Source organism: Amycolatopsis sp. NPDC041971 (assembly GCF_055588925.1).
Genome location: NZ_JBVJCE010000001.1, coordinates 568281 through 583905, shown reverse-complemented (window position 1 = coordinate 583905; position 15625 = coordinate 568281). Strand labels below are relative to the sequence as shown.

Here is a 15625-nt window from a genome sequence, read left to right as displayed (position 1 = left end):
GCCGACACCCCAACAGAAAAGAGGCCAAAAACAAGGGGAACTGTCCGGTCGTGAAAAACAACGAAGGAAACAGACGTGGCCCGGGGAACCCCCCCCGGCCCCGCTTCCTTTTGTCCGCAGAGTTGAAGTTCCCTTCAGCCCCCAGGGGTGAACAGTGCGTCCTGAGCGGCGCCCATCGCGGTGAGTACCGCGCCTTCCAGTACCGCGCTCCCGCCGACGGTCCCGGCCCGTACCTCGGTCCGGAGAGGCGAGATCTCCGCGAGCCGGCGGGTCACCCGGGCAGCCAACGCTTCGCCACCGGCGCGGCCGATCTCCCCGCCCAGCACGAGACATCCCGGGTCCAGTACCGCGGTGACCGCGGCGGCACCGATCGCGATCCGCTCCGCGACGATCTCGAGGAAGACCTCGGCGTCCTCGGCGTCCGCGTCGATCGCGTACCCGACAGCCACTGCGGCCCCTTCGGCGTTGTCGGCGGACGAAGCCGGGATGCCGTACTCGCGGGCGAGTTCGCAGATCGCGGCGCCGCCCGCGAGGGTGTGGAAGCCGCCGTCGCAGTCGGTCGCCGTCGGGAGCCGTCCCGGGCCCAGCATCGGCAGGAAGCCGATCTCCCCCGCGCCGCCCGACGCGCCCCGCCGCAGCGAACCGTCGAGGACGACGGCCGCGCCCACCCCGAAACCCAGCCACAGCAGTACGAACGTGTCCCGATCGCGAGCGGCGCCGAGTCGTTGCTCGGCGGCGGCCGCGAGGTTGACCTCGTTCTCCAGCAGTACCGGGACACCCCGCCGGCGCCGGAGTTCGTCGACGAGTTTCCCGTGCCACGCGGGCAATCCCCCGGCGGGCCGCAGACCGCCGGTCGCCGGGTCGACCAGACCGGGAGCGCCGACGGCGATCGTGTGCAGCGCTGTCGCGCCCGCTTCGGCGGTGGTGGTCTCCAACAGGGCGATCGCCCGCTCGACGGCCACGTCGGTGTCGATGTCCAGCTCGAACGGCAGCGAGGCCTCCGCGCGGGTCCGGCCAAGGAGGTCCGCTACCGAAACGGCCATGCCGTGGGTGCGGACGTCGAGTCCCGCGAGATACGCGCGTTCGGCGACGATGCCGTACAGCTTCGCGTTCGGGCCGCGGCGTTCCGCGCCCGCCTCGCCGACGATCTCGATCAGCCCCGCGTCCCGCAGGCGTTCGACGAGGTCGGCCACCGTCGGCCGGGAAAGACCGGTCAACGTTTTGAGCTGGGCGGCCGTCAGCGAGCCCTCGCGTTGGAGCAGGTCGAGCGCGAGGCGATCGTTGATGGCACGCGCGGTGGTCGGGGAGGCGGACGGCATCCGGATGACACTCACCGGCAGATCCTCCCAGAATTAATTATCAGGTTCCCTTCCTGATAGTTTACGCTGACATCCGTCGAGTCGTCTCATGGACCTTGGGGGCCCAGTGACCAAAACAGTGGAAATCGTCGGCGGGCCGACGCGGCGGGTGCGGCAGGCGCGGGTCGCCATCGCCGCCGTCTTCGCCGTGCACGGCGCGGTGACCGGCAGTTTCGCCACCCGGATCCCGTGGATCCAGGAACACGCGGGGATCAGCGCGGGCCAGCTCGGTCTCGCGCTCGCCTTCCCCGCCATCGGTGCCTCGCTCACCATGCCGCTCGCCGCGCGGATCGGGCACCGGCTCGGCGGCAGGCCGGGGCTCCGGTTGCTGCTCGCCTACTGGACGCTGGCGCTGATCCTCCCCGCCCTGGCGGGAAATCTCGGCACTCTGTGCCTCGCGCTGTTCGTCATGGGCACCGCGGCGGGCACCTCGGACGTGCTGATGAACGCCCTCGGCGTCGACGTCGAGGAGAAGATGGGCAAGTCGGTCATGTCGGGACTGCACGGCATGTGGACCACGGGCGCGCTCGTCGGTTCCGCTGCGGGCACGCTCGCCGCGCACACCGCGCTGGACGCGCGGATCCACTTCGCGATCGTGTCCGCCGTGCTCACCGTGGCCGGTGCGGTCCTCTGCCAGGGCGTGTTCGACGTCCGCAGTGCCCCCGACGAGCATCCGCCACCGAGGTTCGCGCTACCGCCGAAGTCGGCCGTGATCATCGGTGCCGTCGCGTTCTGCGCCGTTTTCGCCGAGGGGGCGAGCCTCGACTGGTCCGCCGTCTACCTGCGTGACGTCCTCGGCACCTCGCCGGGGATCGCGGCCGCGTCGACCACCGCGTTCACCTGCACGATGGCGGTGGCCCGGCTCTCGGGCGACGCGCTGGTGCGGCGCTTCGGCTCGGTCAGGACCGTCCGCGCGGGCGGTGTCTTCGCGACGGCGGGTGGGCTGCTGGTCGTCTTCGCCGCCCATCCGGTGATGGCGATGGGCGGTTTCGCGTTGATCGGGCTCGGCGTCTCCGTCGTCGTGCCGCTCGCCTTCGCGGCGGCCGGACGCAGCGGGCCGACGCCGAGCCAGTCGATCGCGGGCGTCGCGACCATCACCTATTCGTCGGGTCTCGTCGCGCCGTCGTTGATCGGCGGGATCGCCGACCTGACGTCGTTGACGGTGTCCTTCGCGGTGGTCACGCTGTTGGCGCTCGGCCTGGTGGCAGGCGCAGGCGTCCTTCGGTCCCGCTAGCCGAACTGGAGGGAACGCTTGGCGAGGCCGTACCAATAGCCGTCGATGACAGTCCGAGGTTCGTATTCGCGCCGAGGACTCATCGCGCCTTTTCCTTCCGAAAAGCTCGCGCCGAGCGAGACGAACAGCGGGGCGAAGTGTTCGATTCTGGGGTGCGCGACGGCCGCGGCGGGGGCCTTGTGCCGGAAGTCCAGCAACGCGTCGAGGTCGCCGTCGCGCAGCGTTTCCGCACCCCAGTGGTCGAATTCGCTCGACCACGACGGCGGCGCCCCGTCGGTGCCGTCGGTCTGGCTCATCGCGCTCAGGTTGTGGGTGAAGAAGCCGCTGCCGATGATCAGCACGCCTTCGTCGCGCAGTGGCGCGAGCTTCCGGCCGAGGTCGAACAGCTCACGGGGGTCCAGTGACGGCATGGACATCTGGAGCACGGGGATGTCGGCGTCCGGATACATCTCCACGAGCGGGACGTACGCGCCGTGGTCGAGGCCGCGGTCGGGCGCGTCGTGGACCGGCGTCCGGGGCGAGCGCAGGAGTTTGCGCACCTTGTCCGCCAGCTCGGGAGCGCCGGGCGCGGCGTATTTCACCTGGTAGTAGCGGTCCGGGAAGCCCCAGAAGTCGTAGACCAGCGGCACCGTGGTGGTGGCGCCGAGGGTCAGCGGTGCCTCTTCCCAGTGCGCGGAGACGACGAGGATCGCCTTCGGCTTTTCGAGATCCGCGGACCAGCCGGCGAGCTGGCGGGTCCAGGTGGCGTCGTCGGCGAGCGGCGGCGCGCCGTGGCTGAGGTAGAGCACCGGCGTCATGTCAGCTCCAGGTGTTTGAACTTTCAACTACCAGGATAGACGACACCCTGTTCCGCCTTATTCCCGCGCGAGGTTCGCCGCCATCCGTTCGAGCACGCCGACCGTCGTCCGGTAGTCGTCGTCGCTGATGCCTTCGGTCGCGCGTGAGCGGAACTCGCCGACCCTGGCCTTCAGGCGGAGATGCGCCTCCCGGCCAGCGTCGGTGAGGGCTCCTTCGGCGTCGACCCAGCCGCGAGTGCGCAGGTCGGTGACGGTTTTCGCCAGCTCTCCGAACGGCGACAGCGCCTCGTCGACAGAGGCTCCATCGTCGATCGTGTTCAGCACCTGCCAGTGGCGACGGGTCAGTGCTTCGGTGGTGAGGACCTCCTCCAGGGAGGATTCGAGGGCGTGGTGAAGGTGGGCGAACCAGAATCCGATGGGCTTCATGGATACTCCTTCATGTAGACGGCAACTACATGTAAAGATACATGCACTTGGGTGAGGACGGGCAATGACGGACGCCGTGGCCGACGTGGAACGCGCGATGATCGCCATCCGGCGGAGCCAGGCGAGGCGATCGCTGTCGAAACTCGCCCGCGACCGCGCCGAAACGATGCCGGACCAGGCGATACAGGGACTCCTCGACGCCGTCGAGGCGGCGGAGGAGAGGGGCGAACCGGGCACTGTCACCAGCCTCGCCTCGGCGCTGACCGTCGACCAGCCGCGCGCGAGCCGTCTGGTCGCACGCGCGGTCGAGGACGGTTTTCTCCGGCGCGAAGCCGATCAGCGTGATGGTCGCCGCGCCGTCCTCGTGCTCACCGACGCCGGCCGCGCCGAAGTGACGCGTATGCACGAATTCCGCCGCTCGGTGTTCGCCGAGGCGATGGCGGACTGGCCGGACGAAGACCGCCACGAGTTCGCCCGGCTGCTGACCGCGTTCGTCCGGGACTACGGCGCGCTCGGCGCGAAGTAGTCGACAGGTTGCCGTCGGGGTCGCGGAACAACAGCGACCGGTTCCCCCACGGCATCCTGTTCGGCCGCTTCGTCGACGACCTCACTTCACGGCCGGCGGTCCTCGACGAGGAGACGGCCCCATAGTGCTCACTTGCCGCAGAACACCGTCTTGAGCAGCTTGTTCAGCGCTGCCGGGTACGACGGCACCGGGTCCTTCTCGGAATCGCCCGCGGTGATCGACGCGGTCAGCGTCTTGCTGCCGTCCGGTGTGCTGTACATCAGCGATCCGTAGCCGTTGAGGCCACCGTTGTGGTTGAGGACGGTGCCGACGCAGCCCGGCCCCAAGTCCTGTGTGAACTGCCCCAGACCGTAGAAGCCGTAGAGGCTTTCGCTGCCGGGGTGCGTCTCGCGCATCTCGGCCATCAGCCCCGCCGGGAGGAGCTTTCCGCTCTGCAGCGCGGAAAAGTACGTCTGGAGATCCTTGGTCGTCGAGATCATGTCACCGGCGCTGGAGATCCAGGACGGGTTCTGACGCGTGACGTCGATCGTCTTCCACTGGCCGGCGTTTTCATAGCGGTAGTACGCGTGGGCGTACGGCTTGGGCATCCCCGCCCACGCTCCCGGCGACAAGGTGTCACGCAGCTTGAGCGGCCGCAGGATCCGCCGGTCCAGCTCCTCGGCGAAGGGGCGGCCGGTGAGCTTCTCGACCAGCAGCCTGGCCACCACGTAGTTGGTGTTGGAGTAGCTCCAGCCCGCCCCGGGCTCGAAGACCGCGGGCTTGGCCACCGCCAACCGCACCAGTTCTTCCGGCCGGTAGGTGTGGAACCGCTTGTCCACCCACTCCTGGCCCGCCCACGGAATCCCCGGCGTGACCGTCCCGTCCGGGTGGTACTGGCCGGTGTGGTTGAACAGCCCGCTGGTGTGCTGCAGCAGCATCCGCACGGTGATCCGCGAGTCCAGCCCGAACCGCGGCAGGAACCCGGCGACCGGGGTGTCGAGCCCGATCCTGCCCTCGGCCACCAGTTGCAGCACCAGGGTCGCGGTGAAGTTCTTCGACGTACTGCCGACGCGGAAGTGACCGTCGGTCGGCGGTTTCGCGGTCCCGCCCAGCTCGCGCACCCCGGCACTGCCGGTCCATTCACCCCGCTCGTCACGGACGCGCAGCTGCATCCCGCCGAACCCGGCGTCGACGAACTCCTGGACGGCGCGCCGCAGCTCCGGCCGGTCCTGCCCGGCGGAAGCCGTCGGCACGGCCAGTCCCGTCAGCAGTGCGGCGGCCAGCGCGGTGAGGCCGATGCGGCGGAAGGTCTTCAAGGTCTTGTTCATGGTGCCCACGTTGGCGGACCGCGCTGACACGGGACGGTCACGGCACTGACATGGGAGTCTCGACCATGGACGAATTCAGGTTCGAACAGGCTCTCGTGCGGGCCTTGCTGCGAAAACAGCATCCGGATCTCGCGGAGCTCGAACTCCGCGACGTCGACGGTGGCTGGGACAACCAGCAGTGGCGCCTCGGGCCGGAGCTGGGAGTCCGGCTGCCGCGCACCGAGCGTGCTCCCGGCCTCCTGCGCAACGAGCAGAAGTGGCTGCCCGTGCTGGCCGATCGCCTGCCGCTGCCGACGCCCGTCCCGGTGCGCGTCGGTGAACCATCGGCCCTGTTCGAGCACCCCTGGACGATCACCCGCTGGGTTGAGGGTGAGCCCGCGGATCAAACGCCGATCAGCCGCCACGACGCGGCCGAGATCCTCGCGGGTTTCCTCAAGGCGCTGCATCGGGACGCACCGGCGGAAGCCCCGGTCAACCCCACCCGCGGCATCCCGCTCGCCGCGATGCGCGACGGTTTCGACCAGGGGCTGGAGTTCATCGACGGCGATGCGGACATCGAGGCCGCCAGGGAAATCTGGGAGAAGGCAGTCGCTGCGCCCGCTTGGCACGAGGCACCGGCCTGGCTGCACGGCGATCTCCATCCCGCGAACGTGATCGTGCGGGAGGGGACGCTCTCCGGGGTGATCGACTTCGGCGAGCTGTGCGCGGGTGATCCCGCGACGGACCTGTCGGCGGCCTGGATCCTGCTTCCCCCGGGCGCGGCGAGCCGGTTCTTCGACGCCTACGAGGTCGCGGACGAGGCCACCGTCGCACGGGCTCGCGGCTGGGCGGTCCTGCGCGCACTGCACCTGATCGGCATCGGACACAACGGCAGGCTCGGCCTCCCCGGCGGCAAACCGGCTTGGGAACCGGCGGGTCGGGCGGCGCTCGAACGCGCTTCAGCTTGAGAGGCGGGCTTCGATGCCGTCCAGCAGAAATTCGAGGCCGATCCGAAAGGTCTCGTCGGCGTCCAGGTGGACGGCGTCGCGCACCACCGCGGCCAGCGCGGGGAGCTCGCCGGTGGCGAAGGACCGCTCCAGATAGGGCCCGAGCGCGGCCTGCCAGCGCTTCTCGTCCATGCCGGTGGCGCGTTCCGCGCGCCGCTCGGCGATCTCCCGGCGTACCGCGCCGATCGTGTACGCGTTGACGGCGGAGACCACCGGCATGACGGCGTCCACGCCGAGGTCGCCCAGCGCGGACATCACGGCCTCCCCACTGGCCAGCGCGTGCGGGCCGAGCTGGGGGCGGCCACCCAGGAGATCGGCGAGCCATTCGTGCTCGTGAACGGTGCGCCGCATGGCTTCGGCGTGCGACCGCAACACCTTCCGCCAGCCGTTTCCGGCGGGCCGGATCTCGGCGTGGGCGGCGTCGACCATCAGGTCGAGCAGCTCTTCCTTGCTCGCGATGTAGCCGTACAGCCGCATCGGGCCGACGTCCAGCGCGGTGGCGATCTTGCGCAACGAGACCGCGTCCAGCCCGTCCGCGTCGGCGAGCTCGATCGCCGCTCGCACGATCCGCTCCCGGCTCAGCGGGGCCAGGGCCGGCCGATCCGGCGGCTCCGGCCGCTCCCACACCACCATGCCGAGGACAATACAACGCATCGTTCGATACGGTGTATTGACCAATACGGTGTATCGAAGGAGGACGACCATGTCCATCGTCATCGTCGGGGCGGGCCTCGGCGGCCTCACGCTCGCTCGCGTTCTGCACGTCAACGGCATCGACGCCGTCGTCTACGAACGGGAACCGTCACGCGACGCGCGTGGCCAGGGCGGCATGCTCGACATCCATGCCGACACCGGTCAACGGGCGCTTCGTGAGGCCGGGCTGAGCGACGCCTTCCACACGATCGCCCGCCGCGAGGGGCAGGACATGACGCTTCTGGAGCCGGACGGCACCCTGCTGGTGCAGGAGGACACACCCGACGACGCGCCGTTCGCGCGACCCGAAGTCGACCGGGCCGAGCTGCGGGACCTGCTGCTGGACTCGCTCCCCGAAGACACCGTGCGCTGGGGGAACGCGTTCGCGTCCGCCACCGGCGGCGTGCTGCACTTTGTCGACGGGACCAGTGCGGCGTACGACCTGCTGGTCGGCGCCGACGGCGCGAACTCCCGGGTCCGGGCGCTGCTCACCGATGCCCGCCCGGCGCATCTCGGCCACAATCTCGTCGAGCTCTGTATCTCCGACATCGATCGGACCCATCCCGACCTCGCGGCGATGGTCGGGCGCGGCACCTACTGGGCGCTCGGCGACGGGAAATCCCTGGCCGCGCAGCGCAACGGCGACGGATGCGTCCGCGTCGGCCTGAGCTTCCACAACACCGCCGAGGACTGGCTCGCCACGAGCGGGATCCCCTTCGACGACCCGGCCGCCGCCCGGACACGGCTGATCGAGGAACTCGACGGCTGGGACGCCCGCTTCACCGCGCTCATCGCGGCCTGCGACGACATGGTCGTGCCCCGGCCGATCGCCGCCCTTCCGGTGGGCCTGACCTGGCAGGCGAATCCCGGCGTCACGCTGCTCGGCGACGCAGCGCACCTGATGCCGCCGGTGGGGGAAGGCGCCAACATGGCCCTGCTGGACGGCGCTCTGCTCGGCCTCGCACTGGCCGCGCACCCCGACGACTTCCCGACCGCCGTCAAGGACTACGAACACGAGATGTTCGAGCGCACGAGCGCCGCCGCCCGGATGTCCGCACGGGTCCACGAACTCCTGACGGCGCCGGATGCCGGGCAGAAGATGCTCGCGTTCTTCCAGCCGGAGTGAGGCCGGGGAAGCACGCTGTGCGCTGAACCGCTGTCGCGGTGAGCCTCACGGTGAGCGGAGTGAAGGCATGGACCCGGGTCGGCCGCGTTCGACACCGCGCCGGGCAGCGTCTCACGATCACCTCATGAATGAGATCGAGATGAAGTCATCCACGAGAAAAAGTGCTCAACCGGGAAACCCCGCAAGCCCGTTCGCTAGTCGTGCGAAAGGTCGACGAAGCGGCTGTAGTGCAGCTGGTGCGCGACGGTGATCGTCGCCGTCGGCCCGGCACGGTGCTTCGCGATGATCAGGTCCGCCTCGCCGGCACGCGGGTCGTCCCGCTCCCAGGCGTCGGGGCGGTTGACCAGGATGACGAGGTCGGCGTCCTGCTCCAGCGAACCGGACTCACGGAGGTCGGACAGCATCGGGCGTTTGTCGGTCCGCTGCTCGGGACCACGGTTCAGCTGGCTGATCGCGATCACCGGGACCTCGATCTCCTTGGCCAGCAGCTTCATCTGCCGCGAGAACTCCGAGACCTCCTGCTGCCGCGACTCGACGCGTTTGCCCGAGGTCATCAGCTGGAGATAGTCGAGGACGACGAGCTTGAGATCGTTGCGCTGCTTGAGCCGCCTGGCCTTCGCGCGGATCTCCATCATCGTCATGTTCGGCGAGTCGTCGACGAACAGCGGCGCCTCGGAGACCTCGCTCATCCGGCGCGCGAGCCGCGTCCAGTCGTCGTCGGACATCTTGCCACCGCGCATATCCGCCAGGCGGATCCGGGCCTCGGCCGAGAGCATGCGCATGACGATCTCGGTCCTGCTCATTTCCAGCGAGAAGATCACGCTGGTCAGACCGTGTTTGATGGACGCCGAACGCGCGAAATCCAGGCCCAGTGTCGATTTTCCTACCCCGGGACGCGCCGCGACGATGATCATCTGGCCGGGGTGCAGGCCGTTGGTCAGATCGTCGAAGTCGGCGAAGCCGGTGGGGATGCCCTGTGACTGCCCGCCGCGCGAGGCGATCGCGTCGATCTCGTCCATGGTCGGCTGGAGCAGTTCTTCCAGCGCGACGTAGTCCTCGCTGGTGCGCCGTTCGGTGACGTCGTAGATCGCGGCCTGCGCGCGATCGACGACCTCGTCGATGTTCGCGCCGTCGGCCGCGGCCGCGCCGTAGCCGTACTGCACGATCCGCGTGCCCGCTTCGACCAGGCGCCGCAGCACCGCCTTCTCGGAGACGATCTCGGCGTAGTACCCGGCGTTCGCCGCCGTGGGCACCGTCGCGATCAGGGTGTGCAGGTACGGGGCGCCGCCGACCCGGCCCAGTTCGCCGCGGCGTTCCAGTTCGGCGGAGACGGTGATCGGGTCGGCGGGTTCGCCGCGTCCGTAGAGGTCGAGGACGACGTCGTAGATCGCCTGATGCGCGGGCCGGTAGAAGTCGTCGGGCCCGAGGGCTTCGATGACGTCGGCGACGGCGTCCTTCGACAGCAGCATGCCGCCGAGCACGGACTGCTCGGCCGCGATGTCCTGCGGAGGCTGGCGGTCGTATTCGCCGCCACGCGGACCGGGGTCGCCGGGACCCGGGTCGGATTCCGTGTACATCGGATTGCGGTCGTCGGTCAGCGCCACCGCTGCTGCCACCTCCTCAAGACATCGAACACGCGTTCGATTATGCCAGAATTTCCCCGGTCGGTCCGCCCGCGTCCACCGGCCGCCCTCCCTCGGCTCCCGGCGCTCCCCTGTGCACTTCTCCTGCCGGACGACCACCACGGTGCGTACTGGCCCGGCGGGCACGGTAGGCCCCCCGAAAGGACCAGCGCAATTTCGCCTGGGGACCGCCCTGTGGATAACCTGGGGATGACTGGGGGCATCTCTTCACAGGTAGCCCAAAGCCTGTGTACAACTTGTGGGCAACGAGGGAATGGTCTGACAAAAGTGCTGGTCAGCGCCTGTGGAGACACTGTGGAGAACTTTATTCAACTCCATCCGGCGTGTCGGGTAAAACTCGTCGTTCGGCGTGTCGCACGCGGCCGCACAGGAGTGCCCTGTGGATGAATGCCACGGAGAGTGGAGGGATGACCCATCGGGTCGGTAGCGGTGGATTTCAGGACGCGAACAACCTGCCCTGTGCGCTCCGTAGTCGTTCTGCGAGAACCTGCTGGTCGGCGGGGGTGAAGGCGATCCTCGGCTCGCCACTTCCCGGTACCTCTTCGGTCAGCCACCGGCCTTCGGTCGTATCGATGTAGTTCACCGGGCGTTCGATCCGCTGTCGCGCGCCGCTCCGGCCCCGAGCCGCGACGTAGAGGCTGCCGCTCCCCAAACGGCGTAACGCGAGGATGCGGCGAAGCTCGTCGGCCTCCTGGCTTCCGGCACTCTGCCGTCCGCTGCGAAGCACCTCGAAGCCTTCGTCCTGCGCCGTCGACGACGCCCGCGAGGCCTCGACCTGACTCTTCGGGACGGCGATCGGGCGGCCGCGTCCCGGCACGAGCTTCGGGATCTGGTCGAGGAACTCGGTGAGCAGTTCTTCGGTGCGCACCGACGCGAGCGCGATGCCGTCGTGCTCGCTGTGCCGGGCGAGCACGAACCCCTCGCCGCCGGCGCTCCCCGCGAGCAGGGTGAAGCTCAGCGCCTTGCCCTCGAACCCGCCGTCGATCCAGCCGTAGTACTCGAGCGACGGCCTGGCGATCGCTTCGAGCGTCGCCTTGAAGCCCGGGTGCAGCCCCCGCGCGCCGAAGAGGCCCTGGCTCGCCAGCTCCTCGTTGGTCCGCTCGTCCTCGGCCCGCTGCGCTTCCTCGTCGTACCAGGTCGGCGTTTCCGACAGGATCGTATGCGGTTCGCCGCCCCGTCGGCGGATCAGCGTGATGAGGGTGCCGGTCGTGATCGTGACCTGCTTGTCCAGCACCGGAACTGCCCCCTAGTCGTTCTTGTTCGTCCAACCCGGAACAAGACAAGCCGGGCGCGGCCCCAATCTTGGCACGCGCCCGGCTCGCTCGTGCCGACTACTCGCCGATCACCGGCGGTGCGGTGAGTTCGTCGGTCCCGAAGATCTCGTTGGGATCGTCGCCGACGAGGAATTTGGCGCTGCGTTCCTCGTCCTCGGCGCCCTTGCCCTTGGCGCCACCGGCTCCCATACCGCCCATGCCGCCCATCATTCCGCCGGCGCCGCGACCCGCTCCGGCGCCGGAACCGGAACCGGCGCCACCGGCTCCCGTACCGGCGCCGCCCATCGCACCCGCGTTGCCGGGCAGGGCCGCGCCGCTCCCGCCACCGGGACCGAATCCGGGACCGAAGCCGCCGTCCGGACCGAAACCGCCCGCACCGGGGATGTCGGTGCCGCCGAAGCCTGCGCCACCGCCTCCCCCGCCACCGGGGCCGAAACCGCCGCCACCGGCGCCGGGGATCTTCGGTGGGGTGTAGCCGGAGGCGCTCGTCCCGTCGTCCCAGGACGGCGGCTTGTAGTTGCTGCCGGGGATGTTCGGGTTGTACTGCCCGCCGGGCAGGTTGGAACCCGGAAAGCCGGAACCCGGCAGGTTCGAGCCGGGCAGGTTCGAGCCGGGCAGGTTCGACCCCGGCAGGTTGCTGCCCGGGAAGTTCGACCCTGGCGGGTTCGAACCCGGCGTGCCGATGCCCGGCATGTTCGAACCGGGGACGCTCGGCATCCCGCCGGGCGGCATCGAACCGGGCGGCGTCGAGATGCCCGGCATACCGTGGTGCCCGTTCCGGTCGCCCTGACCGTTCCCGTTGCCGTCCTTGTCCCTGTCCTTGCCGTCGCCACCGCCGCCGTTGACGTCGACGTTCGTGTTCTGCCCCTCCATCTTGTTGTAGGTGGGCATCTTCTTGCCGTTCTCGGAACTGGCCTTGAAGTACTCGTTGAACGCGTCGACGTTCGCTTGACCCTTTTGGTTGTAGTCCCGGATCGCGCGGTCGGTGTCGGTGGTCCACGGGGTGATGGAGTTGAGCAGGTTGTTCTTCGGCGGGTCCTGCGAAACCGGCTGCACCTTCGCCTTCACCGTGGTGAACGCGGTGTTCTGCTCGCCGAGGTACTTGTCGGAGTCCACCAGCTTCTTGCCGGAGTCCTCCATCCAGGTCCGCAGCGGATGCGCGCCGGACTGCTGCGCGGCTTCGGCGCTCTTACCGGTCCAGGCGGCGTCCATCTCCTTCGACAGGTTGTCGATGGTGGTCAGCCTGTCCTGGTAGCCGGCCTTGAGCCGGGTCGCCGCGGCCTGCCCCTCCTGGATCGACCCGGTACCGGGACCGGTGACGATCTTCTCCCAGATGTTGTAGCAGTCGATCTTGCGATCGCCGCCCGACGCTTCGAAGTCGCCGGATTTCGTGGTCGCCAGGTTGTAGGCCGAATACCCGGCGATGATCGGCAGCAGGAACACGCGTCAGCCCTCCTTCAACGTCTCGATCATCGCTTCCCCCACTTTGAGCGCGACCGGGCACGGATCGCTCGCGCCGGGCCCGTTGTCGTACTGCACCAGGATGTTCACGGCCAGCTGGTCGGTCACGCCGACGAAAAGGCCGCATTTGCCGTTCTTGCGGCCGTCGAGCGCCGCGGCGTACACCGCCGGGTACCCGGCGACCTCGGTCGGCTCGAAGTACTCGTCGTTGGCCTTTGTGTCGTAGACGTCGCTGAGGCCGTTCTTGTTCGCGAGCACCGGGCTGATCTCGATCTGGTTCAGCCGGTCGTCGGCGGCGAAGATCGAGCAGCCGGGTCCGACGCTCGTCGTCCGCGGCTCGCCTTCGCCGAGACCGAGCTCGGACCGCTTCGCCGCGGAAAGCGCGGAACAGGCGTCGCTCTCGATCGACGAGGTCTTCAACGGGCTCGACACCTTAGGCGCGGAGCCGGACGAACCGCTCGACGCGCTGGGAGAGCCGGTCGTGTAGGACGGCTCCGACGAGGCGGTGCCGTTCTTGGTGCCCGAACAGCCGGCGACCAGCGCGCCCGCGGCCAGGAGGAGAACGAGGGAACGTCGCATCACACGGCCTTGTGCTTGTTGAGCGAAGCCTGCGTTTCGGCCTCGTTCGTGGCGATCTTCTGTTTCGCGGCGGTCAGCTGGTCGATGTAGTTCTTGACGTAGTCCTGCATCTTCTGGTTCTGCTCCAGGAAGGCCTTGCCCGAGGGGTTGGCGAGCTTCTCCCAGTCGCCGCTCGCGAACTCCTTGCCGGGCGCCTTGACGTTCGCCATCAGGTTCGCGTCGTTGAAGTCCCGCTTGAGCTCGATCTGCAGGTCCGTCCACTTCTTGATGATGGCGTCGATCTTGTCCTTGTCGAAGGTGAACCCGCCACCGCCTCCGCCCGACGACGGCTGGTCAGGATTGGCCGGCGCGGACACCGTGACCTTCTCCTGCCGGTTCTGCTCGGCGTTGCTGTCGTAAGCCATTGGTTCCAGATCCCCTTTTGAGTCCCCGTGCCTCGACGTCGAGTCTCGATACCGCCCCGACCCCCGTCAATCCTAAGACGTGACCCGGCCGGCTGGGGTTCCGCGCAAAGCAAAGGGCGGGACCTCTCCGTGATGGAGACGTCCCGCCCTTGCCGAAGCGGTGTTACTTGGCCTTGACCTCGAGCCGCACGTCGACGCGCACGTCGGGGTGCAGGCGGGCGCCGACCGAGTGCTTGCCCACGGTCTTGATGTGGTCCTTCAGCTCGATGACGCGCTTGTCGAGCAGCGGGCCACCCGCGGCCTTGATCGCGTCCACGATCTCGGCGGTGGTGATCGAACCGAAGAGCTTCTTCGAGCCCTCGGCCGCCTTGCCGCTCAGCTGGACGGCGCCGAGGCCCTCCAGGGTCGCCTTGATCTCCTTGGCGTGGTCGAGGTCGCGGATGCGACGGCTCTCCTGCGCCCGCTTGATCGTGCGCACGTTCTTCTCCGCGCCCTTGGTGGCCACGATGGCGTAGCCGCGGGGGAGCAGGTAGTTGCGCGCGTAGCCGTCCTTGACCTCGACGATGTCGCCGGGCCCACCGAGGTTGGCGACGTCGGTGGTGAGAATGATCTTCGCCATTGACGTGCCTCCTTAGCGTGCGGTCGAGGTGTAGGGCAGCAGCGCCATTTCGCGGGAGTTCTTGACCGCGATGGCGATGTCACGCTGGTGCTGGCTGCAGTTGCCGGTCACCCGGCGGGCACGGATCTTCCCGCGGTCGGAGATGTACTTCCGAAGCAGGTTGGTGTCCTTGTAGTCGATGTTCTCCGGGCGGCCCTTCTTCTCGGCCTTGCAGAACACGCAGACCTTCTTCTTGGGCTTGCGGATGGGTGGCTTGGCCACGGTATTTCTCCTGGATTTCTACGTAGTGGTTGTCTCGAGGCGTCTCGCGGAGCTCTCGCCCGCGGTGGATCGCCTGATCAGAAGGGCGGCTCGTCGGAGAATCCGCCGCCGCCGCCACCGCCGCCACCGGCGGGCGGGGCGGAACCCCACGGGTCGTCGGCGGGCGGGCCGGACTGGCCGCCACCGCCGCCGCCACCGAAGCCGCCGCCTCCACCGCCACCGGTGCCACGGCTGACCTTGTTCACCTTGGCGGTGGCGTAACGCAGCGACGGGCCGATCTCATCGACCTCGAGCTCGACGACGGTGCGCTTCTCGCCTTCCTTGGTCTCGAAAGACCGCTGCTTGAGGCGCCCCTGCACGACGACACGCGCGCCACGCGTCAGCGACTCGGCGACGTTCTCGGCCGCCTGACGCCAAATGTTGCAGCGCAGGAACAGGGCCTCGCCGTCCTTCCACTCACCGGACTGCTTGTCCAGTGTGCGCGGGGTGGACGCGACCGTGAAGTTCGCGACCGCCGCACCGGAGGGGGTGAAGCGAAGCTCCGGGTCGGACGTGAGATTGCCGATCACCGTGATGACGGTGTCTCCAGCCATCGGGAAGTCCTTCGGCTCAGGCCTTGGCGGCGACGGGCTTGGCCGGCTTGATCTCGCGGCGCATGACCTTGGTGCGGAGCACGGTCTCCTGCAGCGAGAGCTGACGGTCCAGCTCCTTGACCGCTTCCGACGTCGAGTTCAGGTCGAGGAGCGCGTAGATGCCCTCGGCGTGCTTCTTGATCTCGTAGGACAGCCGGCGGCGTCCCCAGACGTCGACCTTCTCCACGCTTCCGCCCGAAGTACGGATCACGTTGAGGAAGGTGTCCAGGGTCGGGGCCACCGTACGCTCGTCGAGCGTGGGGTCCAGGATGACCATTACCTCGTAATGGCGTGACACA

18 protein-coding genes are annotated in these 15625 nt (G+C 68.7%); 4 read left to right on the top strand and 14 right to left on the bottom strand.

The annotated features are described in order from the left end of the window. Positions 1-134 precede the first annotated feature (134 nt). Entirely contained in the window at positions 135-1334 is a 1200-nt protein-coding gene (locus ACZ6DT_RS02995; RefSeq protein WP_465587718.1) for an ROK family transcriptional regulator, read from the bottom strand. Positions 1335-1425: 91 nt separating this feature from the next. On the opposite strand from ACZ6DT_RS02995, the gene ACZ6DT_RS02990 reads away from it, so the two are divergent. Next, positions 1426-2592, top strand: a complete 1167-nt coding sequence (locus ACZ6DT_RS02990) for an MFS transporter (protein ID WP_465587715.1) — start codon at positions 1426-1428, stop codon at positions 2590-2592. On the opposite strand, the gene ACZ6DT_RS02985 is transcribed toward ACZ6DT_RS02990, so the two are convergent. Together ACZ6DT_RS02985 and ACZ6DT_RS02980 are read right to left on the bottom strand one after the other, a co-directional pair. Next, the gene (locus ACZ6DT_RS02985) at positions 2589-3389 is read right to left on the bottom strand and encodes a dioxygenase family protein (RefSeq protein ID WP_465587712.1); all 801 of its coding nucleotides are present in this window, start codon (positions 3387-3389) and stop codon (positions 2589-2591) included. The two genes, ACZ6DT_RS02990 and ACZ6DT_RS02985, sit on opposite strands and share 4 nt — an antisense overlap. 57 nt (positions 3390-3446) lie before the next feature. Beyond that, positions 3447-3815 carry a MarR family transcriptional regulator gene (locus ACZ6DT_RS02980; protein WP_465587710.1) on the bottom strand — a complete coding sequence of 123 codons (369 nt, stop codon included), beginning with the start codon at positions 3813-3815 and terminating at the stop codon, positions 3447-3449. A 64-nt stretch (positions 3816-3879) separates the two neighbouring features. Here ACZ6DT_RS02980 and ACZ6DT_RS02975 point away from each other — a divergent pair, with 64 nt between their 5' ends. Next, on the top strand, positions 3880-4341 hold the full coding sequence (locus ACZ6DT_RS02975) for a MarR family winged helix-turn-helix transcriptional regulator (RefSeq protein ID WP_465587707.1): 462 nt from the start codon (positions 3880-3882) through the stop codon (positions 4339-4341). Between the two features lie 128 nt (positions 4342-4469). Here ACZ6DT_RS02975 and ACZ6DT_RS02970 read toward each other — a convergent pair whose 3' ends face one another. Beyond that, positions 4470-5648 (bottom strand): serine hydrolase domain-containing protein, encoded by a 1179-nt coding sequence (locus tag ACZ6DT_RS02970; RefSeq protein WP_465587704.1) that lies wholly within the window; start codon positions 5646-5648, stop codon positions 4470-4472. Positions 5649-5713: 65 nt separating this feature from the next. On the opposite strand from ACZ6DT_RS02970, the gene ACZ6DT_RS02965 reads away from it, so the two are divergent. Further along, positions 5714-6595: an aminoglycoside phosphotransferase family protein gene (locus ACZ6DT_RS02965; RefSeq protein ID WP_465587701.1), complete on the top strand. Its 882-nt coding sequence runs from the start codon at positions 5714-5716 to the stop codon at positions 6593-6595. On the opposite strand, the gene ACZ6DT_RS02960 is transcribed toward ACZ6DT_RS02965, so the two are convergent. Next, positions 6587-7267: a TetR/AcrR family transcriptional regulator gene (locus ACZ6DT_RS02960; protein ID WP_465588807.1), complete on the bottom strand. Its 681-nt coding sequence runs from the start codon at positions 7265-7267 to the stop codon at positions 6587-6589. The genes ACZ6DT_RS02965 and ACZ6DT_RS02960 overlap by 9 nt on opposite strands. 70 nt (positions 7268-7337) lie before the next feature. On the opposite strand from ACZ6DT_RS02960, the gene ACZ6DT_RS02955 reads away from it, so the two are divergent. After that, entirely contained in the window at positions 7338-8453 is a 1116-nt protein-coding gene (locus ACZ6DT_RS02955) for an FAD-dependent oxidoreductase (protein ID WP_465587698.1), read from the top strand. Positions 8454-8647: 194 nt separating this feature from the next. Here ACZ6DT_RS02955 and dnaB read toward each other — a convergent pair whose 3' ends face one another. The 9 genes from dnaB to rpsF all read right to left on the bottom strand — a co-directional run bounded on the left by dnaB (position 8648) and on the right by rpsF (position 15624). Further along, positions 8648-10057 carry a replicative DNA helicase gene (dnaB, locus tag ACZ6DT_RS02950; RefSeq protein WP_465588804.1) on the bottom strand — a complete coding sequence of 470 codons (1410 nt, stop codon included), beginning with the start codon at positions 10055-10057 and terminating at the stop codon, positions 8648-8650. Between the two features lie 475 nt (positions 10058-10532). Further along, a complete protein-coding gene (locus ACZ6DT_RS02945; protein WP_465587695.1) occupies positions 10533-11330 on the bottom strand; it encodes an ESX secretion-associated protein EspG in 798 nt (265 codons plus the stop codon). 97 nt (positions 11331-11427) lie between these two features. Further along, positions 11428-12813, bottom strand: a complete 1386-nt coding sequence (locus ACZ6DT_RS02940) for a PPE domain-containing protein (RefSeq protein ID WP_465587693.1) — start codon at positions 12811-12813, stop codon at positions 11428-11430. A 3-nt stretch (positions 12814-12816) separates the two neighbouring features. Next, a complete protein-coding gene (locus tag ACZ6DT_RS02935) occupies positions 12817-13410 on the bottom strand; it encodes a DUF3558 domain-containing protein (protein WP_465587690.1) in 594 nt (197 codons plus the stop codon). Then, positions 13410-13814, bottom strand: a complete 405-nt coding sequence (locus tag ACZ6DT_RS02930; RefSeq protein ID WP_465587687.1) for a hypothetical protein — start codon at positions 13812-13814, stop codon at positions 13410-13412. Before ACZ6DT_RS02930 ends, ACZ6DT_RS02935 begins: the two co-directional genes overlap by 1 nt. Before the next feature lie 163 nt (positions 13815-13977). Further along, positions 13978-14433, bottom strand: coding sequence for a 50S ribosomal protein L9 (rplI, locus tag ACZ6DT_RS02925; RefSeq protein WP_276365379.1), 456 nt, complete (start codon positions 14431-14433; stop codon positions 13978-13980). Positions 14434-14445: 12 nt separating this feature from the next. Then, positions 14446-14694: a 30S ribosomal protein S18 gene (gene rpsR, locus ACZ6DT_RS02920; protein WP_005168122.1), complete on the bottom strand. Its 249-nt coding sequence runs from the start codon at positions 14692-14694 to the stop codon at positions 14446-14448. A 77-nt stretch (positions 14695-14771) separates the two neighbouring features. Further along, positions 14772-15287 (bottom strand): single-stranded DNA-binding protein, encoded by a 516-nt coding sequence (locus tag ACZ6DT_RS02915; protein ID WP_465488208.1) that lies wholly within the window; start codon positions 15285-15287, stop codon positions 14772-14774. Positions 15288-15303: 16 nt separating this feature from the next. Further along, complete coding sequence (gene rpsF, locus ACZ6DT_RS02910) at positions 15304-15624, bottom strand: 30S ribosomal protein S6 (RefSeq protein ID WP_177242327.1); 321 nt, start codon at positions 15622-15624, stop codon at positions 15304-15306. Position 15625 lies beyond the last annotated feature (1 nt).

What these genes read in the sequence shown, in the direction of transcription:
- ACZ6DT_RS02985 (WP_465587712.1), bottom strand. Translation starts at nt 3,389, where the DNA reads ATGACGCCGGTGCTCTACCTCAGCCACGGCGCGCCGCCGCTCGCCGAC.
- ACZ6DT_RS02970 (WP_465587704.1), bottom strand. Translation starts at nt 5,648, where the DNA reads ATGAACAAGACCTTGAAGACCTTCCGCCGCATCGGCCTCACCGCGCTG.
- ACZ6DT_RS02960 (WP_465588807.1), bottom strand. Translation starts at nt 7,267, where the DNA reads ATGGTGGTGTGGGAGCGGCCGGAGCCGCCGGATCGGCCGGCCCTGGCC.
- ACZ6DT_RS02915 (WP_465488208.1), bottom strand. Translation starts at nt 15,287, where the DNA reads ATGGCTGGAGACACCGTCATCACGGTGATCGGCAATCTCACGTCCGAC.
- ACZ6DT_RS02935 (WP_465587690.1), bottom strand. Translation starts at nt 13,410, where the DNA reads ATGCGACGTTCCCTCGTTCTCCTCCTGGCCGCGGGCGCGCTGGTCGCC.
- rplI (WP_276365379.1), bottom strand. Translation starts at nt 14,433, where the DNA reads ATGGCGAAGATCATTCTCACCACCGACGTCGCCAACCTCGGTGGGCCC.
- ACZ6DT_RS02975 (WP_465587707.1), top strand. Translation starts at nt 3,880, where the DNA reads ATGACGGACGCCGTGGCCGACGTGGAACGCGCGATGATCGCCATCCGG.
- ACZ6DT_RS02980 (WP_465587710.1), bottom strand. Translation starts at nt 3,815, where the DNA reads ATGAAGCCCATCGGATTCTGGTTCGCCCACCTTCACCACGCCCTCGAA.
- ACZ6DT_RS02965 (WP_465587701.1), top strand. Translation starts at nt 5,714, where the DNA reads ATGGACGAATTCAGGTTCGAACAGGCTCTCGTGCGGGCCTTGCTGCGA.
- ACZ6DT_RS02930 (WP_465587687.1), bottom strand. Translation starts at nt 13,814, where the DNA reads ATGGCTTACGACAGCAACGCCGAGCAGAACCGGCAGGAGAAGGTCACG.
- ACZ6DT_RS02955 (WP_465587698.1), top strand. Translation starts at nt 7,338, where the DNA reads ATGTCCATCGTCATCGTCGGGGCGGGCCTCGGCGGCCTCACGCTCGCT.